The 22,294-nt window shown below is 61.5% G+C and carries 36 protein-coding genes; 35 read left to right on the forward strand and 1 reads right to left on the reverse strand.

Annotated features, from left to right (window positions below; all coding sequences use genetic code 11):
• Positions 1–181: 181 nt before the first annotated feature.
• Both ACIPL0_RS27955 and ACIPL0_RS27960 read left to right on the forward strand, forming a co-directional pair.
• Positions 182–427, forward strand: a complete 246-nt coding sequence (locus ACIPL0_RS27955; protein ID WP_400731635.1) for a hypothetical protein — start codon at positions 182–184, stop codon at positions 425–427.
• 10 nt (positions 428–437) lie between these two features.
• Positions 438–776, forward strand: a complete 339-nt coding sequence (locus ACIPL0_RS27960) for a hypothetical protein (protein WP_400731636.1) — start codon at positions 438–440, stop codon at positions 774–776.
• A gap of 213 nt (positions 777–989) precedes the next feature.
• Here ACIPL0_RS27960 and ACIPL0_RS27965 read toward each other — a convergent pair whose 3' ends face one another.
• A complete protein-coding gene (locus tag ACIPL0_RS27965; RefSeq protein ID WP_400731637.1) occupies positions 990–1,283 on the reverse strand; it encodes a hypothetical protein in 294 nt (97 codons plus the stop codon).
• Positions 1,284–1,421: 138 nt separating this feature from the next.
• On the opposite strand from ACIPL0_RS27965, the gene ACIPL0_RS27970 reads away from it, so the two are divergent.
• From ACIPL0_RS27970 to ACIPL0_RS28130, 33 genes are all read left to right on the forward strand, one after another.
• A complete protein-coding gene (locus ACIPL0_RS27970) occupies positions 1,422–1,559 on the forward strand; it encodes a hypothetical protein (protein ID WP_400601816.1) in 138 nt (45 codons plus the stop codon).
• Between the two features lie 60 nt (positions 1,560–1,619).
• Positions 1,620–2,123 carry a hypothetical protein gene (locus ACIPL0_RS27975; RefSeq protein WP_400731638.1) on the forward strand — a complete coding sequence of 168 codons (504 nt, stop codon included), beginning with the start codon at positions 1,620–1,622 and terminating at the stop codon, positions 2,121–2,123.
• Between the two features lie 133 nt (positions 2,124–2,256).
• On the forward strand, positions 2,257–2,514 hold the full coding sequence (locus tag ACIPL0_RS27980; protein WP_400731639.1) for a hypothetical protein: 258 nt from the start codon (positions 2,257–2,259) through the stop codon (positions 2,512–2,514).
• 24 nt (positions 2,515–2,538) lie between these two features.
• On the forward strand, positions 2,539–2,808 hold the full coding sequence (locus tag ACIPL0_RS27985; protein ID WP_400731640.1) for a hypothetical protein: 270 nt from the start codon (positions 2,539–2,541) through the stop codon (positions 2,806–2,808).
• 20 nt (positions 2,809–2,828) lie between these two features.
• Entirely contained in the window at positions 2,829–3,089 is a 261-nt protein-coding gene (locus ACIPL0_RS27990) for a hypothetical protein (RefSeq protein ID WP_400731641.1), read from the forward strand.
• Positions 3,090–3,106: 17 nt separating this feature from the next.
• Positions 3,107–3,334, forward strand: a complete 228-nt coding sequence (locus tag ACIPL0_RS27995; protein ID WP_400731642.1) for a hypothetical protein — start codon at positions 3,107–3,109, stop codon at positions 3,332–3,334.
• Between the two features lie 14 nt (positions 3,335–3,348).
• The gene (locus ACIPL0_RS28000; RefSeq protein ID WP_400731643.1) at positions 3,349–3,594 is read left to right on the forward strand and encodes a hypothetical protein; all 246 of its coding nucleotides are present in this window, start codon (positions 3,349–3,351) and stop codon (positions 3,592–3,594) included.
• Between the two features lie 20 nt (positions 3,595–3,614).
• Positions 3,615–3,863, forward strand: a complete 249-nt coding sequence (locus ACIPL0_RS28005; RefSeq protein WP_400601608.1) for a hypothetical protein — start codon at positions 3,615–3,617, stop codon at positions 3,861–3,863.
• A gap of 29 nt (positions 3,864–3,892) precedes the next feature.
• A complete protein-coding gene (locus tag ACIPL0_RS28010) occupies positions 3,893–4,360 on the forward strand; it encodes a hypothetical protein (RefSeq protein ID WP_400731644.1) in 468 nt (155 codons plus the stop codon).
• A 145-nt stretch (positions 4,361–4,505) separates the two neighbouring features.
• Positions 4,506–4,751: a hypothetical protein gene (locus tag ACIPL0_RS28015; protein ID WP_400731645.1), complete on the forward strand. Its 246-nt coding sequence runs from the start codon at positions 4,506–4,508 to the stop codon at positions 4,749–4,751.
• 150 nt (positions 4,752–4,901) lie between these two features.
• Complete coding sequence (locus ACIPL0_RS28020) at positions 4,902–5,684, forward strand: hypothetical protein (RefSeq protein ID WP_400731646.1); 783 nt, start codon at positions 4,902–4,904, stop codon at positions 5,682–5,684.
• 133 nt (positions 5,685–5,817) lie between these two features.
• A complete protein-coding gene (locus tag ACIPL0_RS28025; protein ID WP_400731647.1) occupies positions 5,818–6,030 on the forward strand; it encodes a hypothetical protein in 213 nt (70 codons plus the stop codon).
• Positions 6,027–6,734: a metallophosphoesterase gene (locus ACIPL0_RS28030; RefSeq protein WP_400731648.1), complete on the forward strand. Its 708-nt coding sequence runs from the start codon at positions 6,027–6,029 to the stop codon at positions 6,732–6,734. The genes ACIPL0_RS28025 and ACIPL0_RS28030 overlap by 4 nt, the downstream gene beginning before the upstream one ends.
• Entirely contained in the window at positions 6,731–7,243 is a 513-nt protein-coding gene (locus ACIPL0_RS28035; RefSeq protein WP_400731649.1) for a hypothetical protein, read from the forward strand. Before ACIPL0_RS28030 ends, ACIPL0_RS28035 begins: the two co-directional genes overlap by 4 nt.
• A complete protein-coding gene (locus ACIPL0_RS28040; protein ID WP_400601622.1) occupies positions 7,243–7,545 on the forward strand; it encodes a hypothetical protein in 303 nt (100 codons plus the stop codon). Before ACIPL0_RS28035 ends, ACIPL0_RS28040 begins: the two co-directional genes overlap by 1 nt.
• Positions 7,546–7,864: 319 nt before the next feature.
• On the forward strand, positions 7,865–8,620 hold the full coding sequence (locus tag ACIPL0_RS28045) for a helix-turn-helix domain-containing protein (RefSeq protein ID WP_400601624.1): 756 nt from the start codon (positions 7,865–7,867) through the stop codon (positions 8,618–8,620).
• A 389-nt stretch (positions 8,621–9,009) separates the two neighbouring features.
• Positions 9,010–10,083 carry a terminase small subunit gene (locus tag ACIPL0_RS28050; protein WP_400731650.1) on the forward strand — a complete coding sequence of 358 codons (1,074 nt, stop codon included), beginning with the start codon at positions 9,010–9,012 and terminating at the stop codon, positions 10,081–10,083.
• Positions 10,080–10,370: a hypothetical protein gene (locus ACIPL0_RS28055; RefSeq protein ID WP_400601628.1), complete on the forward strand. Its 291-nt coding sequence runs from the start codon at positions 10,080–10,082 to the stop codon at positions 10,368–10,370. The genes ACIPL0_RS28050 and ACIPL0_RS28055 overlap by 4 nt, the downstream gene beginning before the upstream one ends.
• On the forward strand, positions 10,370–11,722 hold the full coding sequence (locus ACIPL0_RS28060) for a hypothetical protein (RefSeq protein ID WP_400731651.1): 1,353 nt from the start codon (positions 10,370–10,372) through the stop codon (positions 11,720–11,722). Before ACIPL0_RS28055 ends, ACIPL0_RS28060 begins: the two co-directional genes overlap by 1 nt.
• Positions 11,723–11,918: 196 nt before the next feature.
• Positions 11,919–12,395 (forward strand): hypothetical protein, encoded by a 477-nt coding sequence (locus ACIPL0_RS28065; RefSeq protein WP_400731652.1) that lies wholly within the window; start codon positions 11,919–11,921, stop codon positions 12,393–12,395.
• Positions 12,392–12,625 carry a hypothetical protein gene (locus ACIPL0_RS28070; protein ID WP_400731653.1) on the forward strand — a complete coding sequence of 78 codons (234 nt, stop codon included), beginning with the start codon at positions 12,392–12,394 and terminating at the stop codon, positions 12,623–12,625. Before ACIPL0_RS28065 ends, ACIPL0_RS28070 begins: the two co-directional genes overlap by 4 nt.
• On the forward strand, positions 12,625–13,218 hold the full coding sequence (locus ACIPL0_RS28075) for a hypothetical protein (protein ID WP_400731654.1): 594 nt from the start codon (positions 12,625–12,627) through the stop codon (positions 13,216–13,218). Before ACIPL0_RS28070 ends, ACIPL0_RS28075 begins: the two co-directional genes overlap by 1 nt.
• The gene (locus tag ACIPL0_RS28080; RefSeq protein WP_400731655.1) at positions 13,215–13,853 is read left to right on the forward strand and encodes a hypothetical protein; all 639 of its coding nucleotides are present in this window, start codon (positions 13,215–13,217) and stop codon (positions 13,851–13,853) included. Before ACIPL0_RS28075 ends, ACIPL0_RS28080 begins: the two co-directional genes overlap by 4 nt.
• 54 nt (positions 13,854–13,907) lie before the next feature.
• Positions 13,908–15,458, forward strand: coding sequence for a hypothetical protein (locus ACIPL0_RS28085; RefSeq protein WP_400731656.1), 1,551 nt, complete (start codon positions 13,908–13,910; stop codon positions 15,456–15,458).
• A gap of 122 nt (positions 15,459–15,580) precedes the next feature.
• Positions 15,581–15,970, forward strand: a complete 390-nt coding sequence (locus tag ACIPL0_RS28090) for a hypothetical protein (RefSeq protein ID WP_400731657.1) — start codon at positions 15,581–15,583, stop codon at positions 15,968–15,970.
• A complete protein-coding gene (locus ACIPL0_RS28095) occupies positions 15,967–16,773 on the forward strand; it encodes a hypothetical protein (protein ID WP_400731658.1) in 807 nt (268 codons plus the stop codon). The genes ACIPL0_RS28090 and ACIPL0_RS28095 overlap by 4 nt, the downstream gene beginning before the upstream one ends.
• 128 nt (positions 16,774–16,901) lie before the next feature.
• Positions 16,902–17,336 (forward strand): hypothetical protein, encoded by a 435-nt coding sequence (locus ACIPL0_RS28100; protein ID WP_400731659.1) that lies wholly within the window; start codon positions 16,902–16,904, stop codon positions 17,334–17,336.
• A complete protein-coding gene (locus ACIPL0_RS28105; RefSeq protein WP_400731660.1) occupies positions 17,333–17,629 on the forward strand; it encodes a hypothetical protein in 297 nt (98 codons plus the stop codon). The genes ACIPL0_RS28100 and ACIPL0_RS28105 overlap by 4 nt, the downstream gene beginning before the upstream one ends.
• Positions 17,629–18,750 (forward strand): hypothetical protein, encoded by a 1,122-nt coding sequence (locus tag ACIPL0_RS28110; protein ID WP_400731661.1) that lies wholly within the window; start codon positions 17,629–17,631, stop codon positions 18,748–18,750. Before ACIPL0_RS28105 ends, ACIPL0_RS28110 begins: the two co-directional genes overlap by 1 nt.
• A gap of 4 nt (positions 18,751–18,754) precedes the next feature.
• Positions 18,755–19,300 carry a hypothetical protein gene (locus tag ACIPL0_RS28115; protein ID WP_400731663.1) on the forward strand — a complete coding sequence of 182 codons (546 nt, stop codon included), beginning with the start codon at positions 18,755–18,757 and terminating at the stop codon, positions 19,298–19,300.
• Between the two features lie 90 nt (positions 19,301–19,390).
• Positions 19,391–19,663: a hypothetical protein gene (locus ACIPL0_RS28120; protein WP_400731664.1), complete on the forward strand. Its 273-nt coding sequence runs from the start codon at positions 19,391–19,393 to the stop codon at positions 19,661–19,663.
• Positions 19,664–19,744: 81 nt separating this feature from the next.
• Positions 19,745–21,385 carry a hypothetical protein gene (locus tag ACIPL0_RS28125; protein WP_400731666.1) on the forward strand — a complete coding sequence of 547 codons (1,641 nt, stop codon included), beginning with the start codon at positions 19,745–19,747 and terminating at the stop codon, positions 21,383–21,385.
• Entirely contained in the window at positions 21,378–22,292 is a 915-nt protein-coding gene (locus ACIPL0_RS28130; protein WP_400601656.1) for a hypothetical protein, read from the forward strand. Before ACIPL0_RS28125 ends, ACIPL0_RS28130 begins: the two co-directional genes overlap by 8 nt.
• Positions 22,293–22,294 lie beyond the last annotated feature (2 nt).

The following is a 22,294-nucleotide window of genomic DNA, read 5'->3' on the forward strand; positions in this document are numbered from 1 at the left end:
GAAGCACACACGCCCGTTCCGGGGTTCCGGCGCGGGCGTTTTCTTTTCTGGAAACATAAAAACGCTATTGCGATAGATTGGCGTTGTGACATTATGTCGTACATAGCCGCCCAGCGGAGTTGTGATGCTGCTGGGGCGTCAGTGGTAAACAATGGATGTTCAACCGAACGGAGTCCCGCAGATGACCGCCCTGAACGCTGAAGCCCGCCGCACCCAGATCCTCGCCGAATGGCAGACCGCCATGGATGACAAGGAGGCGCTGCTGGCGTCTCCCGAGGACCGATCGGGGAACATGGCGGCCAAGGCGAAAGAAGCCTTTGAGCAGGGCGACATCACCGACGATGACCTGCGCGAAATGCTGGAACAGGCAGACGCTGCGTATGGCTGGGCCCTTGAAGAGTTGTTGACCCGCGAACTGAACCAATAGGACGGAACCCATGAGTTACATAGGTGATTGCGACCGCTGCAAGACTGAAGCTAAACGCGTAGGCGACGATGGGCTGTGTGACAGCTGCTACGCCGAGCAGAAGGCCAGCGACAACGCTGAGACACAGTGCCCGTCTTGCGGCACGACCGGCGTCACCAGCGTCGGCGTGTGCTACGCCTGCGAAAACAGCATTGACCCGCGCGACAAAGGTGTCATGGCCGGTCTCAATGGTGATAACGAGTGCCCGTACGCATCTGACACCGAAGACGCCCGCAGCTGGTGGGAAGGCTATAACGGCATACAGACTGCCATGCGCTCTGTTGATTCGGAGCTGTCGCAGCTGTGTTAGGAGTGAAGCAATACCCCCTGAACCCGTGCCCGTGGTGCAAGTCACCGGCGAAGCTGGATCAGGACTGTGATGAAGGGTGGTACGTGAGTTGTTCGCAGGTGCGGTGCCCGGTGCTGCCGATCACCGCCGGTTACAAGTTCGCACATATGGCGCGGATGGCGTGGAACTGCTGCGGGAGCCCGGATGCGCTGCCGCAGTTGTTGCCCGAGCCGATCAGGACTGTGGTTCCGGCGTAACGGTGTAGCCCAGGCGCATGCGCTCGTGGGTGGTGAGGTCCAGAAGCATCTGGAGGCCCGCCAGCCCACCGCCGACGCTCTCACGCCAGGACTGGTGGATGCCCTTATACAGGTCGTCGACCCTGGCAAGCACGCGGTGGCAGCGCTCAGCCTCAAGTATCAGGCGGCGTATGTCGGGGTCAGGGTACTGGGCCCAGAGCTGGCGCAGTTCACCCTGTGTGACCGGCTTGAAGGGCGGCAAGTTGTAGAGCATGAGGTCGCGATAGCGCATGGTATAGGCTCTATACTGTGTTTATATCCAGTATATGCGAGGTGTTTAAAAATGGTCGAGCAGACCGGACCAACGCCACCCATGCCAGAGCCGAAGGCGCATTTGGCGTACCACTGGGCTGATGGGCGGGACTTTCCCATGACCCTTATCGCCGGGCCGCATTGGATCACGTACGACAGCGGTGCTTGGACGGTGAACGCCGACGAGCCTGCCACGGAAGCACAAGTGAAGGCGCTGCTGGCAGATGCAGGCGGCGTCACAACATGGTGGGGCTGACCCGCCGAGATACCGGCTTTACACCATGTGTAATGACGGACATTTGCAAGGAAACGCAACATGAGCAAAGCACCGCACCTAAAGCTGACAGCATCGATCATCCCGCCAGAGAGCAGCACAACGCCGCATGCTGGCCGTGATCTGGATAAGGACGAAGCTACCGCCCTGACCGCCTTCCTGGAGCGTGTTGGCCAGGCACAGATAGACCAGTTGGCCCAAACCCCGCTGGAAGCGCACCTGATACACGAAGCGCTGGTGAAGGTTCGGGCAATTGTGGGCGCTGCCAAAATGTACAAGCAGGCCGCACCCGAACCTACTGAGACCCGCCCGTATACCGCGAACATTACGATCGACATCACCGCGACCAGTCACGAGCACGGGAATGAATTGTGGATGGCTGCGATCGAGCTGATTCAGACGTCCACCGCTCACGGCAGCAGTTACATTCCCGGCAAAGGCGAGTGCAGCTACAAGGTTGTGGAGAACGGCAACCCAGATGCGGGATCGCTACAACGCGAAATGAACGAGCTTATGGCCAAGGCCCTGCGTGGCGAGCTGGATTGAGGCGTAGCCAAGACCTGTAAACAATTCGCACACATGCGGGAGGCTCCACCATGCAAGTGACCCAAGTACGCGCGAATATGCGGGGCCTGTTCCATAGCGGCTGCGGCCACCGAGTAAAAAGGAACCTCGTTCGATGATTTACTTGGTAGAGGCTCAATTGGACCATGAGGGTAGTGAGCCTGTCCGCGCCTTTACAACGCTGGAGGCAGCGCGCGCGTTTTTGGTCAAGATCCAGAAGCATAACGAACTGCGACCGCATGGCGTCATGAGTGATGCTGATTGGGAGATACAGCATTCGCGCTGGGTAGCAGAACACCCCGCCCCGGATTACTGGATGTCGGATCGCTTTGATGTGAACAGCGTCCCTCTGGACAACGAAGTTTCGGCCTAGCAAGGCGCCTGAAAGGAACCCGCAATGCGAATCACCATTGACCCCAACAAGCCCGTGGTGCGTGACGATACCGGCTGGCGTCCGGGCCAGTCGGATGATTTTGTCCCTATGCCGACGTTCGCTGAGCAGGTCGCTCGCGCCAAGGCAAACGGCACTTTCGATCCGAAAGCGACAGCGGAATATCTGCGCAACCAAGTGGCTGGCGCGCGTACGCATGTGGGGTTTGATGAGGATTGGGCGCGTGCGGTGCTGTCTCACGCCAACGAGCTTGATCCTCCGACAAAGACCGAATAACGGAAAGGAACCACCTCACGATGGTCATTGAACGTAAGCAGTTGGAGCAGGTTGGCGAATACCTTCGGGGGACGTGCAAGCAGATTTGCGAGGCCATAACAGCCTTGGAGCTGGGCGACCTGGACGAAAGCCAGCTGGAAGCCGATTTGCTTGAGGTGGAAACCGAGCTGTGTGTGCAGTGCAATTGGTGGCATGAGGTATGTGAACTGCAATACAGCGAAGAGAACGGCGGCGGACTGTGCAGCCAGTGCTGCGAAGAGCTGGATATAGAATTCGAATAATCGAAAGGAGCCTAAAAATGCTGATCGACGTAGAACCTCTGATCCCACTATTGCACGCCGCGAAACAGGCCAAGGTCGACTTGGCGGCCTCTGACGATCAATGGCACGCCTTGAGTCGCGCCGAGCAGGATCTTCAGCTGAGCGACTTTCTGGCCCGCGATAAGGTGTCCGAAAAAGCCTATGAAGAGGCGGCCAGTCAGTTGGTCGAGGCGCTGCATCTTGCTGTTATCAATCACGGCAACTGAAAGGAACCCGTCCTATGTCTACCGAAAAGGCCGTCATTGACGCCAAGATAATCGAGGTCGCGAACGTGTTGCAGGATCTGGAGCGTTTCCTAGATGACACTCGCCAGAAGCGCAAGCCCGCACGCGACCACGACCTGTTGGGTGATTATGCCTCAGCCAATATTACCAGTGTGGCGAAAGCCTCAGAGTGGCTGCTGCCGAAGGTGAGAGCCGCGCGGGCATCTGTGCAAGACCTGTTTGAACTGAACCATGGCCAGTAACCGAAAAAGGAACCCCACCGATGGCCAATGAATGCCAATTCCACAACAACTGCGGCGGCTACTGCGAGACGCCCGATCAGATCGCAGCGAATCTGTGTGAGGACTGCTATGAGGCGGAACAGCAGGCCGACGCCGAGCGCGCTCGCTTCTGCCTGATTGAGCAGGCGGCGACGGATTTGCTGGACGAGCTGGATTCGCAGGGCCGCGACTATGAGTACGCCCCAAGCTTGCGCGACTACATGGCCAAGCTGCGCGCCGCCTTGGCGTGATCCGCCACAACCGAAAGGAACCCCGATAGATGGCGACTGAAAAGACCTACCGCCTAGAGCTGACCCGGCGGCAGCTATACATTCTCAGCGAGCAGATGAACGCGGTCGCGGATCCTGGCCATCGCGATGCCGACGAGCTGGCCCTGCTGGAGCTGATCGAGCAGACCCACCGCCGCGCCTGGACTGCCGAGCGGTCGGGCAAGCCGCACGCCCAGGTGGCGTCGGCCAAAGAGCCCGGCGCGATCTATGAACGCTACCTGATCCCAGCCACTATCGACCGCCCCCTGTTTACCGCCCAGGTCGACAGCGACGAGCTGCGCATTGAGGTCGGCAACCGCACCGACCTGGCGTTTACCCTGACCTGCAATCTGCGGCGCAACGGCAGCCCGGCGTTTCTGGAGTTGCCCCGGCGCTACCAGACCGTGCGCGGGGCCAAGCTGGCGGCGGCCAAGTTGATGGGTGAGCGGCTGGAATGGAAGCCCGCCCAGGGCGAGTAGGCCGACTACCCATAACGGGTGCTATGTAAAATTGACCCCCTCGGACTGCCGGGGGGGGGGTGACCAGAACAGATGAGGACGGTGGCCAGCACCCATAGAGCTGGTCGACCAGGCATATGGCAAGTGGAAGCAGGAGTAACCCGACATGGCCAAGATAGACACCGTGGTACTGCGGCGCTTTGTGTCCCCTGTGGATGAGGCTGAGATTGTGCGCAAGGAAGCGACCGCCGCGATGCACGACGTGTTCAACCGGCCACGCAAGGAGCAGGAGAAGGTGATTGCCCGCTTTGAGAAGGCCAACGAAGCCTATTCGCAGGCGATCGGTGAATTGCTGGGAGGTGTCCGGCAGCTGCTTAAGGACGCCGAAGCTGAGGATGCAGGGCAGCTTTAGATCATGACTGCCCGATACAGGCCCGCCGCGTGCGGGCTTTTTTGTGCCCGGCGACCGGGCTGGTGCTGATATAAAACATAAAAACGCTATTGTGTCGTTGTGATGTTGTGTCATTATGTCGTTAGTTCAACGGCACACACAGAGGCACCCATGACCAGCCAAGCCCACGAGATCGTATTCAGCGTGAACCCCGACAGCTTCAGCCGCGTCCAGGCGTTGCTCAAGCGCTGCGGCCACCAGAAATTGAACCTGCTGCTGGCGCGCGGGCTGGCGCTGGTGGAGTACGTGCTGGATGAGCAGGCCAAAGGGCGTTCGGTGGGGAGCGTGTCGGCGACTGGCAATCGATTCGTGCCGCTATGTGAGCGTGCCGAGCTGTTGGGTACCGGTAGTGCGCCCGTGCCTACAAATGCCCCGTCTGGAAGCGCTGCAGCTGGCCATCTGGCGTCGATCAGTCCGAACCTGATGCCACGACACCGGGTGAGAGTCAGCAAGGTGCCAGAAGCACGAGAGCCACGAGCCCGTCGCCTGTGGGGGCATGCTGCCTTCGCGGTGAACGATGAAGCCGGTCCTGTCCGATCGCTGGCATTCCACTGTGAGCGCAACGAGACGCTGGGGCTGGAGCAGCCGATAGAGTTCAACGGCCACGCACTGCCGGGCGAATTGCACATGAGCCATCTTCCTGAGCTGCGCAAGGTGATGGACGCCGTGTCGATGGCCACGCACTTCCTGCTGTGCCCAGCGACCGACACCCTGTCGTTTTACGGGTACTTCCCGAAGACAGGCTGGTTCCGCATGAGCCGTGAGACAGAGGAGTGGATACCGGATGAGGCTGTGAACGCCGGTGAAGTGTCCCTGTTCCCCATGGACGTGGCAGAGCTGTACCTGCGCCGTCTGCGTGATCGCCCAGAAGAACCCGCGCTACTGCAAGCCTGACCCCGTAATCCATCCCTGACCCACGACAACACCCGCAAACCCTGCGGGCGGGGCCTTCGTGCGCGCCCGTAAATTGGTGGGCGCCGGTCAGGGGGAATGCCTGCTGCCCGATCGAATGCAAGGAGACCATGACGTGAGCGTGTTGGATGTGGCTGCTGAAGCCCGCAGTGATTTCGAGTGTGACCACGAGGGGCCGTTTGAGCGCAAGAAGGGGCCTATGGGGCGCGACCTGGACGAATACAAAGATCCGCAGGTGCAGCGTGAATACATGGTGTGGCTGCGTGCCTGTGCGTCCGTGCGTAAGTGCCGGTGCTGTGATGGCGCTGTAGAGCGTGTGTCGGCATGAGCAAGGTCAAACGCTTTGAGCCGAACACCGTAGGGCGTGACTTCGTGACCGGCGACGTGCATGGGCACTTCACCCGGCTGCAGCTGGCGCTTGATGCCATTGGGTTTGATCCGGCGTGTGATCGGCTGTTCCAGTGCGGTGATCTGGTCGACCGTGGGCCTGAGAGCCATCTGGCCATTGAGTGGCTGGCCAAGCCATGGTTCCACCCGGTACGCGGTAACCATGATGACTACGTGTGCCGGTTCGACACCTGCGATACCGGCAACTGGCTGGAAAACGGCGGCCTGTGGTTCTCGGGGATGAACAAGGCCGAGCAGCTGGAACATCAGGTGCAGTTCAAAGAGCTGCCCATTGCGATCGAGGTGGCCACCGCGACCGGCGTGACATTCGGCATCGTGCATGCGGAGTGCCCGCGCCCAGACTGGGGCGACTTCCTGCGCGATCTGGATGACCCCTCGTTGAGCCGCAAGGAGCAGAAGCTGCTGACCAATACCGCGATGTGGAGTCGGCGCCGGTATGAGCTGGATGACCGCGACAAGGTGCAGGGCGTTGACTGGGTTGTGGTAGGGCACCAGCCCCTTGAGCATGGTCCGGTCGTGCTGGGTAATACCCTGTACCTGGACACCATGGGTTGGCGCCGGGGCGTGTTCTCGTTCCTGAACATCACCGAATGCAAGCTGCTGCAGGCCGGGGTGGCTCAGTGACCAAACGTTGGTTGTCCGAAGAGGATCTGGCCAAGCTGCCGTCGACGATGACCCGTCGAGCCCTGGGCGGTGGCGCCAGCAAGAAGGCCGCGGAGGTACCCGAACACCTGCGCATGGCGGGCGTAAAGCCACCAGCAGCACCCAAGGCGTCTGGCGGCAAGGCTGCGATGCAGGCGTTGGGGCGCATGGAAAAGGGCAAGATGAACAAGACCGAGGAGGCCTACGCCCAGCACCTGGATCTGCTGCGTATGGCCGGTGAGGTGCTGTGGTTCAAGTTCGAACCGTTCGCGCTGGATCTGGCGCCGAAAACCACCTACCGCCCGGACTTCCTTGTGCAGGTGGCCAGCGGGCACCTTGAAGTGCATGAGGTGAAAGGGTTCTGGGAAGACGACGCGCGGGTCAAGATCAAGGTCGCGGCTGAGCTGTTCCCGGTGTTCAAGTTCATCGCCATCAAGAAGGGTGACAAAGGCGAGGGCGGGGCGCCGGGCTGGAAGGTCGAGGAGTTCTGATGCAACTGGACCCGCAGACGTACGACGCCCATCAGCGCTACATCAATCACTTGGCCAGCTGCCGGGGCTGCTACGCACCAACAAATCGCTATTGTTTCGACGGTTCTGCGCTGGCGGTCGACTATCAGGCGCATGCGCTGCTGAATCAGTCCGTAGAGTCCCGCCGGGCATTCATCGCACGGGTTGAGTCGGTGGACGCTACCCGCTGCGAGGCGCTGAAAGCCAGGATGATCGACCTTCACCGACAGCAGAAAGAAGCGCTGGCGCAGACCCATGACACGCCGGAAGACCTTGAGCAATAAGGCTTTTGTAGGCTTTGGCTTACACGCGCAGGGGCGCGCGGCGTGTGACACCGCTCACAAACGGTGAGGAATCGCGATCAGGGTTCAATGTCATGGTGATATCAGACAGACGGCGATGCGATCCAATCTGACAGGGTAAATCTGCGATTTAGCTGATAAAAAGTATGTAATTTCTGGCGGCGAGAAATTGTCAGCACAGAAAGTTGGCAAAAAATGCGCCGATTTGTGGGAACTTTTTTGACGTTTCGGGGTTGCGGACGGTACGGGGATGCAATCTAATGGCCGCCAATGACAGGGCAGGTCAAGGGGTAGCGTTAAAGTGGTTGTGTCCGGGGATAAAGTTGTCGAAGGCGAGCTGGTAGGCGGGCCGCAGGTCGATTTCGCACCTGAAAGCCTGGCGCTCTTCAGTGATGACGAGTGCGGGGCGGGCTTGGGCCCAACTGAGCGCGAGAAGGAAGAGCTGGGGGCGCTGATGGTCATCGTCAGTGAACGCCTGACACGCGCTCGCCACGCCGCCGGTATGAAGCAACTGGACGTCGCCCGCCGCCTTGGCCACGCCAACCTGACCATGATCAGCCTGTTTGAAAACGGAAAGCGCGTCCCCAGTCTCAAGAACCTGCTGGTCCTGGCTGACATGTATCAGGTCACCATCGACTTTCTGCTGGGGCGCACCGACGATCTGGGGCTGGCGCCCGAGGATGGCAATCAGGCGCTGATCACCGGCGTTCTGACCACGGTCCTGACCGGCATCAATCAGCAATACCTTCAAAAGCTCTCGGAAGTGACCGCCATTTCCATTGAGAGCGCCAGTTTGGACCGCGTGCTGTTGGGCAGGGTGGCAGATTCCGCCATCGAGCTGGCCGACGCGCTCACGGTCATTCAAAAGCACCACGGTGACGTATTCGACAGCCTGCGCGGGGGCGGTAAGCTCGTGCGGGCGATCGGTGAGTTGGAGCTGTCGGTAAAGTCGCGAATTCTGTGCAAACAGCACGAAAAAGCCCTGGCCGATTACGAGCATCCTGTACTCACGGTTCAGCAGGTGACCACGGCAGTGCAACACGCCTTGTTCAGCTGATTGTTCCGGCTACAAGCCAGCCACCCGGCCTTGGGGTGGCCATGCCGGGCTGTCGTGCGCTAGGTGCTGGGTGAGGGGGCTGTTTCACACGCTTTCCGAGCTTTTGGGCCCTCTCTGACAGGGGAGTGTTCATCAGGCATTCGATGTTTGGATAACGGTCAAATCGGGGAAGTGACATCGACGTCATTGCAGCGCTAACCGTGGCGTCCCCTGTACGGTGTTTGGGAAGCCCGCTTCGGCGGGCTAGTCCACACAAGATAGGCCCGCTGTTGCGGGTTTTTTTGCGCCAGACACGCAGAAAGTTGCAGATCCTAGGTGGCTGATAGCCAAGTTGCTTTGCATTAAGGGCTTAGAGAGTGGCACGGAAGAAGGTAGAGGCAGATCCGCAAATGTCCGATGACAGTCAATCCCCGGACAAATCGCGCGGCAAGGGTCGTACACCCGCTGACTCCGCGCCGGTTAAGGTAATCAATGGCCGTGTGGCAAAAACCAAGCCAGCCACGGCATCGAAAAAAGCCCCTGCACGGGCCAAAAAGGCCACTGTTGCAGACCCCGTAACAACCCCAGAAGCGAAGCCAGCCCGCACCCGCAAAGCAGCGGGCAATACCCGTTTGCGCAAAACCGTCGCCCTCAAGAAGAAAGAACTGGAAGCCTTGCAGGCCGGGAGTCTCCACGACCTGGACGCGCGCCAGGCGAAGTTCGTCGATATCTGGCTGGTCACGCAAAATGCCACTCAGGCGTATCTGGATGCAGGCTACAAATGCAAGTCAGACGCCGTGGCAGCAGCGGCGGCGAGCAGGCTGTTAAAGAAGGTTAAGGAACACCCCTACACGCAGGCGAAGCGCGCCGAGCTGTTCGCCAAGACGGAGGAGATCACCAACCGGGTGATCGAAAAGGTGTACGGCGCCGCCATGGCCGACCCCCGCGAGCTGGTGGAATACGTCTACAAGTGTTGCCGGTACTGCCATGGCATTGAGCACAGATACCAGATGACCCCGCGTCAGATGGACGATCGCAAGGAGGCGCACGCCGAAGCGGTGGCCGAGGCCAAGCGCGAGAAGCGGCGACTACCGGAATTCGATGAGCTGGGCGGCGTGGGCTACGACGCCACTCGCGACCCCCATGAGAATTGCCCGGAGTGCCACGGCGTGGGCATCGGCATGTTAGTGCTCAAGGACACCCGTCACCTGTCGCCGGGCGCGCTGGCGCTGTACGGCGGCGTCAAGCAAACGAAAGACGGGCTTGAAGTGAAGATATCCGACCAGCGCCCATTCCTGGAGCTGCTGGGCCGCCTGTTCAACATGAACATCGAGCCAGCGGTACCGCCGACGGCGCCAGTCGACGCTGCAGCGCTGGACGCTGCCTACGCCGCAGGCCTGGCCAAGACCAACATGCAGCGTGAGGCCATGACCACGCGTGCGGCAGAGATTGCCGCTCTGGATGACGAAGGCGGTGACGCATGAATCTGACTGCCGATCGGCAACCGACCCCCGAGAACATTCGCAAGGCGCGCCACAACGCGGAACTGAGCGAGACCGCGGCCAGCGACCTGATCTACGTCAGCCGCGAGTCATGGCGCCTGTATGAGAACGGGAAAACGAACATGAAGCTGGGCCTGTGGGAGCTGTTCCTGTTCAAAACGGGGCAGCTCTGGCTCAAGCCGGTGATTGAACGCAAGCCCAAGCGCAAGGCGCGGGGGCGTACCGAGAATCTGAGGCCATTTCAGGCCCGCACAGCAGGAGTTGAGTGATGCAGAGCGCTGTTAAGACCAAGGCAAACGGAATGAAACACGACACTGACCTGCTGCAGGCCAGCAACGTCAACGGGTTCCGCGAGTGGCTGAAGACCCAGGGCATCAAGGTTACGCCTGCGACGGTCGCACACTCCCGTTCGGGCATCTTGTTCTGGGCGGACGTGCCCAACACCTACCGGGGCACCACGCCGGTGTCCGTGTGTGAGGGCGTGGGCCGCAACGCCCGCTATGCCCGCACCCACGAGCGCCTGCGCCCGTACATTGACCGTTTCCTGGCCTCGCCGGTGGCTGCCGCCGTCAAGGACGCCGTACGCCCGCCACAACCGAAGGTGCTGCAAGTGGTGGTCAATCAGCGTGTGCAGGAGCCGAAATTGATGCCGGAACCCGTTGTGATTGCGCCACCGGCGCCGGTAGACGCCCTGGGCGAAGTTAAGCCACTGGCCAGGTTGCCGCTGAGCATCCCCTACGGCAATTCGCTGCTGCTGACAGAGCAGGACATTCGCAAGGCGATCGGTCCAAACCGTCGCCAGCTGGCTGACGATGTGGGGCATTACGTCATTGGCGTGCGGGCTGGCGCCGGAATGAATGGCCGAACCGTTGCAGCGCTGATGCGTGTAATTGGCAGCAATCCCCGTGAACGCCTGGTGGAGGTGATCGACTTCCCGTTGGTGTCTGACAGTGAAGATATCGCCTACCTGGCGCAGTTCATCTGTGCAACCGCCCGCGAGCTGCCCGCCTGCACCGTGCTGGTGGACGCCAAGGGTATGGCCTACCAGCTGTACCAGCAGCTTGGCAGCATGGACATGCCCACGGTGAAGGTTTTCGGGGCTCTACTGGGCAACGCGGCCACTAAAGAAGACGGCGCGAACAAGCGGTTCGTCAACCAGCGGGCGCAGTGCTTTGTCGATGCGGCCAACGCGATGAAGGCCGGTAATCTGGAGTTGGTGGGCGAGTTCGACGATATGGCGTCATTGGGGTCGCAGATCCCGTTCCATCTCAATGAGGAAGGCCGGTACCGGATCGCTTCCACGCAAGAGCTGTGCGACTACAAGCTGGCGGTGCCCGAGCGTTTCGAGGCGATCAGCCTGGCATTCCTGCGCGGTATCGACTTCAACGCCCTGCCGCCGCAGGCGAAGGCCCCGGCGGCGGTTAAACCAGCAGCGTTGGCGCCAGCGCCTGCCGCGCCTACCGGCAAGGTCGACCAGTTCCTGACCGACCTACGCGACGACTTCGCCATCAACTGCCCGCTGCAGTTAGGAGTTGGCGAGGATCTTGCCGCCTTCACTGTTCGCCGGTGGGAGTACGCGGAGTTGATGGTTAAAAACAGGCCTGCTGATGTCCGGGGATGAATTGTCATCGGACAGACTCCGATGCGTGTTTTGTGAGGGCGAGCGCGTCATCTGGCGCCGCCCCCGCAACACCCCTTCCTACACCTACTGCCGCGACTGCAAGCGCCGCAACTGTGAGGCAAAGGCCCACAAGCTGCCGCACGGCGAGAACGAATGCGACCGCGCACAGCTGCGGCTGAAAATCTGAGAGGCCACCATGCAATACCTGAACGTCAAACCTGTCGCCCGCACGCAGGGCGATCGCCAGCGCAACCGGCTGGCCACCGCAAACTTGATCCTGAAAGAGCTGGCCGCGTGCGGGCTCGTTGTCTTTGGCGATGATCAGCGCCAGGCGCGGCTGGAGATCATGAGCAAGGGTGGTGTGTGTTTCGTGCCCGCCTGGGCTGGCGCCGCCGAAATCGCGTTGGATACGGCTGTGCGTGGGCGTGAGCGACTGCTGCCGGGGTTTCGCGGCACTCGACCGGAACAGCACCTGCTGCGCGGTCTGGCCACGTACGTGGTGGAAAACCGTCCGGTGGGCGCTGCAATGCTGTGGCAGGCGATGACGTCTGACGGCACCACTGTGTTTGAGCGGATCGAACCGAACTTTCGCCGCATCATCGAGCAATTCCGCTTCACCCGTGCATTCACCAAGGTAACGACGCACAACCCGAAGTGGGGGCCAGCACCATGACCGTGGCCATCGTGAACAACGACAGCGGCGAAGTGCTGCACGTCATGCTTGAGCTGGGGCGTGACCTGTGGGTGCGTGATGGTCGCGGCCATACCGAAAAAGCCAGGGTCGAGCATTTCCCGCTTGAGCGCTGGACGTTTGAAGGCGCTGGCGCCGCCGTCGACGACCTCCCCGTGCATGTCCCGCAACCCCAGCGCCAGCCATTTGCCGACCGATCGGAGGCCGCGTAATGACCCTGTTCTACACCCGCGAATACTTTGAGCGTGAATGCCGCAAGGCCGGTATCACCGACATGGCCTATAACGCCGACAAGGGCGAATACCGCAACCCGCACACGCAACGCACGTTTCAGGTGTGGGAATCGGTGGCGCAGTCGCGCAACGCCTGCAAGCGTCCGACCGCCTGGCTGACGCGCCGCCGGGGCAAGGATCAGGGCATTTCCCCGGTCCGCCCCTACACCACCCTGACGCCGAGTGAGTGGGCGCAGAAGGCCGCGCAGGGCTGGGAGCAGCCGCTGGCGCTGTGGCCCGCGATGCCGGTGGCCAGCGCCAGCGCCGACGCGATTCTGGCCGAACGGGAGCGACAGAAGTGGGTGAAGGGCTATCACCCGGCGCTTGATCAGCGTTACCAGAATGATGAGCTGCTGAAGGCGGCCACCGCCTACCGGCTGCAGCATCCCGAATCGAATCAGACCCTGATCGACGCATTCTGGCCGTGGCCAAGCGTGCCCATGAAGCGGGAAGACCGCCTGCGCGCGATCGAGAAAGCCGCCGCGCTGCTGCTGGCCGAGCATGAGCGCATCTGCGCCGAGGGCGCGCAGTGATCAAAAGGCCCGCTCTGGTCAGCGACCGCAGATTCTATGACTTCGTGAAGCGCTACGCCTTCAATCTGGACGCCTTCGCCACCCACGTCTGCGGACATGACGTGCTGCTGAAGCAGGCGATCGCGTTCACGCGTATTGAGCGCTTGGGCACACGCTCCGAGTTGCACGAGAGTGTGCCGCCGGATCGAGACGTGAAGCAGCTGGCGCAGGCGCCCGACACGGTGGCCATCGTTGCCCTGTGGCAGCTGCTGACCTTTCATGAATCCAACACGTATATCGCCGTCACCAGTCGCCGCAAATGGGCCGAGCTGCTGGCGCCAGCACTGCGCCGCATGCTGGAGAACATCGCCAACGGTCCCCATGGCTGGATCGCCGACCATGTTGTCGTTACCCAAGACACGCTGTACGTCCGGGATCGCCGAGCTACGTGGTTCATCACCCATCGGATTGCCCGCGCTGCGCAACCCGAGGCCTTGGCCGGTACGTGGGGGCGATACCTGCTGTGGATCATCCACGACGCCCACGAAGTCAGCGACGTCTGTCATGCCGTGATTCGCGGTGCGCTGACCTTGGAATGTGGGCGCCTGCTGGAGACCGTCACCAAGGTGCAAACCCCTCCCCAGAACGGCGAGTAAGCCGCATTAGAGTTCGTGGGCCGCTGATCCGGCCCATTTGTGTTTAGGGATTGCATGGCCAAGCCGAAGCCCAAAAAACTGCGGCTCGAAACCGACGCGCGCTGGCTGCCATTTGTTGAGCGCTACGCCTTCGACCTGTTCGGGTTCGCAGTTGAAGCGTGCGGGATGGACGTCACACCGCAACAAAAAGAGCTGTTCGACGAGACCTCAATCTATGGTTGCCGGGTGTCGGTATCGTCTGGCCACGGTACCGGCAAAACTCGCTCCTTTGGCGTGATCTGTCTGTGGCACCTGCTGTGCTACCTCAATTCCAACACCTACGTGACCGCGCCGAAGCTCAAGACGGTGCGTGAGGGTGTGTGGAAGGAAATCACCACCATGCTGGCGGAGATCCGCAAAGGGCCGCACGCATGGATCGCCGATTACGTCGTCATTCAGGCCGAGAAGGTCTATGTCGTCGGCAACAGCGCCACCTGGTATGTCACCACCCGTACCGCGCCGCGCGGCTCGCCTGAGAACCTGGCCGGTACCCACGGTGAATACCTGCTGTGGCTGGCGGACGAAGCGTCCGGTATCCCGGATGAAAACTTTGGCGTGATCGGTGGCGCACTGACCGATGAGCGCAACCGCTTCGTCATGGCCAGCCAGCCGACGCGCTCGACCGGATTTTTCTGGGAAACCCATCACCGGCATTCAAAGTACAGGGGCGGGGCGTGGACGCCGCTGGTGTTCAACTCCGAAGAGAGCCCGATTGTCAGCCTCAAGTTCATCAAGGAAAAGCGGCTGCAGTACGGCGGCAAGATGGAGCCCGAGTATCAAATCAAGGTACTCGGCATGTTCCCCACCAACCTCAGCAAATACCTGCTGTCGACGGCCATGCTGGAACGCGCCATTGCCGCCGACAGCCCGATTCTGCCGGGCGAGGAGTGGGGGCACGTCATCGTCGTCGACGTCGCGGCGGGCGTGGGGCGCGACAAGACGGTGGCCACCCACATGCGCGTCAGCGGCAAGGGCGATCGGATGGCCCGCGAGCGGCGGCGCAAGGTCGAAGTGGTCGACATCCCGATCTACAGCGCCAGCGAGGACTGGACGCCGCTGGCGGTCAAGCTGCGCGACTACGCGATGCAGTTCCCTAACGTCACCGTGGTGATCGACATCACCGCCATGGGCGTGCAGTTCATGAAGCGCCTGGAGGAGCTGCAAGAGGGCAGCATGATCATTCAGGGCGTGCAGTGGGGCGCCGCCCCGCATTCCAACGAATACCGCAAGCGGTTCATCAACCAGCGCGCGCAATGCACCGTGCATGCCGCCGAGGCGATCAAGGACAACGTGGTCAAGCTGTCGCCGCGTTACCAGCGCGACCTCATCGACCAGGGCTCGCGCCTGCCGTTCGACCTCGACGACAAAGGCCGGTACCGCATCGAGAGCAAAGCCACCATGGCCGCCGACGGCCTGCCATCGCCTGACCTGTTCGACACCATTTCGATGACGTTCCTGGAGGACGTGAACTACGTCGCCTGTAACGACGAAATCGCCTACGTGCAGACGTCGCGGGCGCAATCGACCCTCAAAAAGGCCGAGGACATGTTTGCCGACGTTGCATAAACATATATTTTATTGTTTATTAGTGCATATGTGAGCGATTTGCAGGATACAAACCCCGTGTTTCCGGCGATAAATCGACCAGCAAAGCACAAAATCACGTACGGGGATGAAAAGGATTCGACATGAAGCTACGCCGCTACGCCCATTCCCACGGCATCAAGGTCCAGCGCGTTGATGCAACCGAGTTTGTTGCGTTCTGGTCGGGCGACAAGCAGGTGCATGCCATGGACGCCAACGGCAAGGAATGGCGCCTGTTCAGTGACGTCACGCTGCAGATGATCGAGAAAGGCGTAACCGGCCTGATCCGTGCGCACCGCGGCATTCTGCTGCGCATCGAAGTGGTTGACCGGGTGATGGTTCGGCATGAGCCGGGCAACAAGCACGCCGAGCACTTTTGCACCGTGGGCGGGCGTGAATTCGGTATCTCCCGCAAGTACAAGTCGGCGTTCTATTACGCGTACCACAACCACGTCGCACAGCACGGCTTCGCGTCGATGGCGGTGGCGGCATGAGCTTGAGTAACGCGCCATCCAAGAGCCGTAACGGCCTGCAGACGTTCTCCCAGTGGCGCGCCGAGCGTGGCCCGCGCCAGCAGACCAGCATCAAGCACAACCCGGCGTATCACGACCATCTGAATCGCAAGCGCCAGCGCCCCACAGGATCGTCACTCAAGCCCAGCGAGGTCGCGGGACTGGTGGACAAGGCGCTGGCGTCCGGCGGGCCGATCGCGGCGGGGGAGCCGTATGAGCACCTGCTGGTGGTCGACAGCGACAACTTTCACATTCACATGTACCACTTCATCGTCGCCGAGCCGCATGCCGGGCAGCAGCGCCGTGTGGTCTTGCTGTCGGAGCGCACCCTGCACGTCTCCATCGACCTGCGTGGGCCGTGCCGTGAGCGGGAATTCATCGACAAGCTGGTGAAGTACGCGACAGCGCTGGGGGCGCCCCGGATGATCGTCAACGACTCAGCCATCGCCTACAAGATGATGCGCAGCGTGCCGCACTCCCTGCGGTTCACTGATTCGCACGTCATGTGGAAAGAGCTGTGTACCGGCCCGCGTGAGAAGTTCGGCAACAACGTGGCGGTGGGGCTGGCGCGGTACCGGCGGGCGCTGGAAACCGGCTGTGTGCAGCACCCGGAGCTGAAGATTCTGGCCGACCAAGCGCGTGACGCCGAGATCAAGCCTTACAACGGCGGTCCGCTGGAGGTGGTGCGCCCGGACATCAACCTGGGCCGCGACATCATGGCGATGATTCTGGCGTACGTTGAGCGCGAACTGAGCCAGGTGCTTGAGCGAACCTACTACCCGTAACCGCTGACCGTAGACCGAACATGACCCCGCCTGAGCGGGGTTTGTCGTTTCTGGGGCGCGCAAAGTGCTGTCCGAGGCGGTGTATTCCCACGGTGAGAATGGCGCCTTACCCGCACGGAGCCCTGATTATGTCTGCTGACAACCCGGCACTTATCAAAGAGCGCAAAAAAATCCCAACTCTTGTAAATGACCTGAGCCTGATCATTGACGGGCATGAGGGCCTGGCCCTGCTGATATTCAAGTTTCCATTGCCGTTTCCGGGCAGTGGTAGCGGTGAATTTGCCATGTACGAGACAGTAAGCGGTCTTGCGCATCGTTTCTTTGAGGCATCCCCCCAAGAGCTAACCGCCAAGGTCGCCGACAGTCATGGCCGCGTGCTGTACCACCTGGCGGGTCTGTCATTCAGCGAGCCATCATCATCCGTCGAGTGGGCGCAAGATCCTGCCCAAACGCCGGTTGTGGTTCGCGGGCGCATGTATTGGCGGCAAGTTAACCGCATGACGGCGAATGAGAGCCCGCCACCGGATGGCTTGCTGGGCCTGCTGAAGGCCCGCGCGCGATGATTCCCGAGGCCCGGTTTTACATGGAGGTGCGCAAGTTCGCCCTGACTGAGCCGTCGCACTCGTCGCGCCGCCAGGTGGTGCGCAGCTATCCCAGTGAGCGCTTTCACCTGCCTATGCTGGCGCTGCGCGTGTATGGCGATGCCACCGAGGTGCTGGCGGTGATGGCCGCTGCCGGGCTGTCCACGGTGGATTCCGAGCTGAAAGAGCAGGACGTGGTGCTGCCCACCAAAGAGCACCTGCAGTACCTCAAACAGAAGGCCGGTATCACCACTGCCGTTCGGTCGGTGCGCTGATGGCGGCCAAGAAGGGCGAGCGCCACCCGCTTGTTGTCCCGGCCAGCAAAGTCAGCGCCGAGGCACGCAAGCGCTTTGAGGCCGACCGCAGGCAGCGGATCGACGATCAGGCCAAGATTCTGTCCGCCGACGACATGGCGGGCCTGTACGACCCCAAACGCGGCCTATTCACCACCCTGGGCGGTGACTTTCGCCCGGTCACGATGGATGACCTGCTGGCGTTCCGCGCGGCGGTGCATGACACCCAGCGCCTGCACGGCCAGCGCAAGGGTAACGTGCCGGTACCAGGTGCCGCTGGCGGGATTCTGGCCAAGCAGGTGATCAACCTGTCGGCGCCGGTCGACCGGCAGCTGGCCAGCAAGCAGATCCACACCGTTATCCCGGTCAGCAATCGGGGCGGCGTCGTGCAGCTGGTAACCAACGCCAGCGCCAAATCAAACGTATCGCGGCACACCGTCATGGTGCAGTTCCTGGACTACGACAAGGTGCTGGCGGACGGTAACACCGCGCTGGAGGCCGCCCGGCGCATGGTGGCCGGTAAGCTGCGATTCGACTGTGATTGTGGCAGGCACACGTTCTGGTATCGCTACATCGCCAGCATCGGCAACTTCAACTACGGGCGACCCGAGGACGGTTTCCCGCGCATCCGTAACCCTAAGCTGATGGGTATCGCCTGCAAGCACGTCATTCGCGTCATGGCGACCATCAATGCGGGCGCGACCTTCAACCTGTTCGCCAAGCGGATGATCGAAACCGGGCGCCGGACACTCAGCAACAAGCAGACGCCGGTGACGGTGGCCGAACAGCAGGCGTTCATCGAGCAACTGACCAAGGAGCGCGCCAAGGCCAAGCGCGGCACCGTGATTCGCTCCACGGAAGAGTCGAAGGCCTTGCGCCAGGCGCAGCCGTCGTACCAGCGCCAGCAGGCCGCCCGCAAGGCATCCGCCACCGATCGCGCCGCGTTGCGCGCCGCCAATGCCAAGCTGCGCACGCAGAAGGCCGACAAGGTGAACAAACCCGCATCCCCCATGCAGCACACTGCGCTGATGGAAGCGATGAAAGCGCAGGGATACACCGCCAAGCAGATCGCCCGCGTGATGAGCGCCGTGGCAGAGGAATAACAGCATGCTGAACAACGTCGCCATCCAGATCGAACGCGCCAACCGCCAGCGCACGCTTCGCGACCCCAACGCCATTGCGTGCGTGCTGTTTGAAAAGCACGTCACCCGCACCAGCGACGACGAAACCTACGACGGGTACCCGACCATCGGCCCGCTGGGCGTCATGAGCGATGAAGACGAAACCCAATACGAGTGGGTCGAGGTCGGCGAAGGTAAGGTGGTGTTCTCCCAGGGCTTCACCGCGCCGCTGGGTAACACGTCCGACGACAGCAGCCGTCTGGACTACCCCGAGGGCGACATTGAGGCGTCGATCGCCACGCTGATCGAGCCGGGCGCGGAGGGGTACGTGGAGCCTGCCAAGCGCATGCTGGTGGCGCTGCTGATGGGCGATGGCGTGATCGTCAATTTCGAGATCGTCGACGTCACCGGCAACGTGAACATCCCGCCGTACACGCGCAAATACCTGCTGAACCCGCGTGGTGATGAGGAGGTGAGCGAAGCGCTCAACGAGCAGCAACCGGCGAACCCGGCACCGGGCGGTGTGCAGTAGCTGGGCGGGCGGCCATTACTGGTCGGCAGCTCGCCAGCCGGTCATGATAGGGGCGCTGTATCCCTATCACGCTGTACACCGAGGTGAGTCATGCTGCCAACCAATAGTGAGGTAATAGGGTCGTTTGCCAAATGGGCGACCCAGGACACGAACACCCTGGAAGAGCATTGCCGCACGCTCGCCATGCGCCATCCGTTCTTCGATTCGATCGGCCCGTGGCTGCAGCTGGTCGACCAGTTGTCCCGAGCAAACCGGAACAAGTCAAAGGGCGCGATTGCTGCCCATCTGGTGGCGTTGGATGAGGCCAAAAAGGTCACGTTCTCGTTGACCGCTGCACATAACCTGCGCGTGACTGAACACTGATAAGCAGGCAAACCGCCCCCGATTGACCGTCGGGGGCGACGGTACGCTGGCGGTTAATTTCAGCCTCTGTGTGTACCGTGAATGGCTATCCCGAATGACCACAATACGGGCCTGATGGCGCGACTTGCCAGCGGCGCCCGCAAGGCCACCGACCTGATCATGGGTGGCCAGCTCTCCGACATGACCCCCGCGCAGGCCGTCCAGCAGGCCGAGAGCCGCATGGCCAGCGTGCCGAGCTTCGACGCCGATTACGTCGGCATTGAAATGATGATGGGTAGCTCGGGCAAGCCGCTGCGCACCCGCGCCCAGATTTACATGAAGTACCACTTCATGATGCAAGAGGGCCTGATCAGCACGGCCCTGCGCAGCAACGTCCAGATGGCGCTGGGCGGGCACGAGACCACCGGTGAAACGCTGTTCATGGAGCCTAAGCCCAAGATCAGCAGCGCCGACAAGAAAATGGTCGATGAGCTGGCGCCGGTCATCAAGATGCTGAACGACAGCGCGCACTCCATGTGCTTCAGCGCCTCCGGGTTTGGTGACGCGTACGCCCGCATCTACACCGTGCCGAAGAAGGGCATTGTCGCCTTCGATCACGAACACCTGTTTTCGCCACTGGTGCAGCCTTACGAGGAGCTGGGCAAGACCGTCGGCTACCAGGTGAGTTACGGCGAGAAGATCGGCGGCGTGAAGCTGAGTCACTTGGACGTCGTGCGCCTGAAGATGCCGCGCATGCTGATCCTGCCCCAGATGAAGGTCATGGAGAACGCCCAGAAGATCAATCTGGAAGAGACCAACATCAACCGCATGATTCCCGTGGCGTCGCCGGTGGGCGGCTCGCTGATGGAGGCTGCCGAGCAGGATTTCGACAACCTGTATGCGGCAGTGCGCGGGCTGACCGGCCAGCGTATTGCCAGCTCGAAAGAGGAGGTGCTGCTGGCGCTGGACCTGTCGGACACCACCAAAGACCAACAGAAAAAGATCGTCGAGAACACCAAAAAGCTGCTGACCGCCATGAAAGAGCGGGCAGAGCGCCAGGTGGCCGAGGGCGTCTACTCCACGTCGCGCATGTTCAACCTGATGCCGACCTGGGGTCAAAAGATGCTGACCCAGGTGAGCAGCCTGCAGTCGGGCGCCACCGGGCAAAACCTGACCGTCGACGATGTGCTGTTTCATGCCAAGAAGCTGGCGGGCACCCTCGGTTCCGACATTTCGCAGCTGGGCTTCGCTGACCTGATTTCGGCGTCCCTGGGCGATGGCGGCACCAACCGCACCAGCGCCACCGGCGCCGAACGCGCCCGCATCCTGCGCACCGCCTACACCCGCATGGTCAACGACACCATCGACCGCCACATGCTGGCCAAGTACGGCTTCTGCTGGCCGGACGCGGAACGCCCTTACACGATCAATTTCTACGGCTCGATTGCCGCCCTGGAAGCGGAAAAGCAGGCCAGCGCTGAGCGCGCCATGAACAAAGGCGCCGTGATGATCCAGCTGCTGGCGCAGATGCGCGACGTGGGCATGCCGCAAGAGGAAAACGCGCTGCTGCTGGGCAAGGTCTGCGAGCTGGATACCGACCTTGCCGAGCAGTTCGCCAAGGGCCTGGCCAATGCCAAGCCACCGGCGCAACCGGGCTTTGGCGGCGGCGAAGACGGCAACGACATGAATCTGATCCCGACAGCGGGCGGCAACGAAGAGGAAGAGGAGCAGGACAATGGGTAAGCGCACGGGCGTGATCAGTTACAACCTCAACGACACCGGGCGCAAGTTCACCGGCCAGCCGCGCAAGATCGACATTGACGCGGCCATGCGGCTGTTCAACGGCCCGGCCATGCAGGAAGCGGTGCGCAAGGGCGATATCAAGGGCTACGTCGGCCACCAGTTCCGCGAGAAATTCGGCCTGAACACGCCGGAAACCGTGTTTGTCGACGGCAAGCAAGTCACCCTGGAACCAGCGGTGCGGACCATCTTCATCAAGTGCCTGCCCACCGGCGAGATCCAGCACGAGCAGGAATTCATGGATACCGCGTCTGGCCGGGTCGCACAGCGCCTGTGGGAGAGCAAAGCCTACGGTTTCAGTTCGGCTATCCACGCCCCCGAGGAAAACGGCGTGCGCGTGCCGCTGGGCTATTTCGGCATGGATGTGGTCAGTGCCCCCAACTACGACAGCAATCGCGGCTATACGGTGATGCTGGACAGCGTAGGCGCCGGTGCCTTCAGCCAGGCTGACACTTTCCTGGCCGAGAACGCCGCGCTGCTGGACTCGGTTGACATGATGATCAAGGAGTCGGACGCCTTCGCGGCTGACATCAGCACCCGTTACGTCGACCAATGCAGGCTCAACGACGAACTGCTTGAGCACAACGCGAAGCTGCTGGAGCGCCTGCGCAAGGCGGGGGTCGAGACCAGCATGCTCGACAGCGCGCCGTTGGTGATGGAACGCGGCATTGCCATGGATCGCGGCGGCGACCTGCTGGATTCGGCCAAGCGTTTCATGGAGACCGAACTGCCGCCGCTCGACGAACCCGCGCCGAAGGAAGACGAGGCCGAGAAAACCAAGCGAGACGCGATCACCAGCAGCGTCAAATCCGTAATGAGCGTGGTTGGCTCCGTCGTGCGAGGGTACTAAGC

This window comes from Pseudomonas sp. NPDC090208 (assembly GCF_044746785.1).
In the GTDB taxonomy this organism is placed as follows: Bacteria; Pseudomonadota; Gammaproteobacteria; order Pseudomonadales; family Pseudomonadaceae; genus Aquipseudomonas.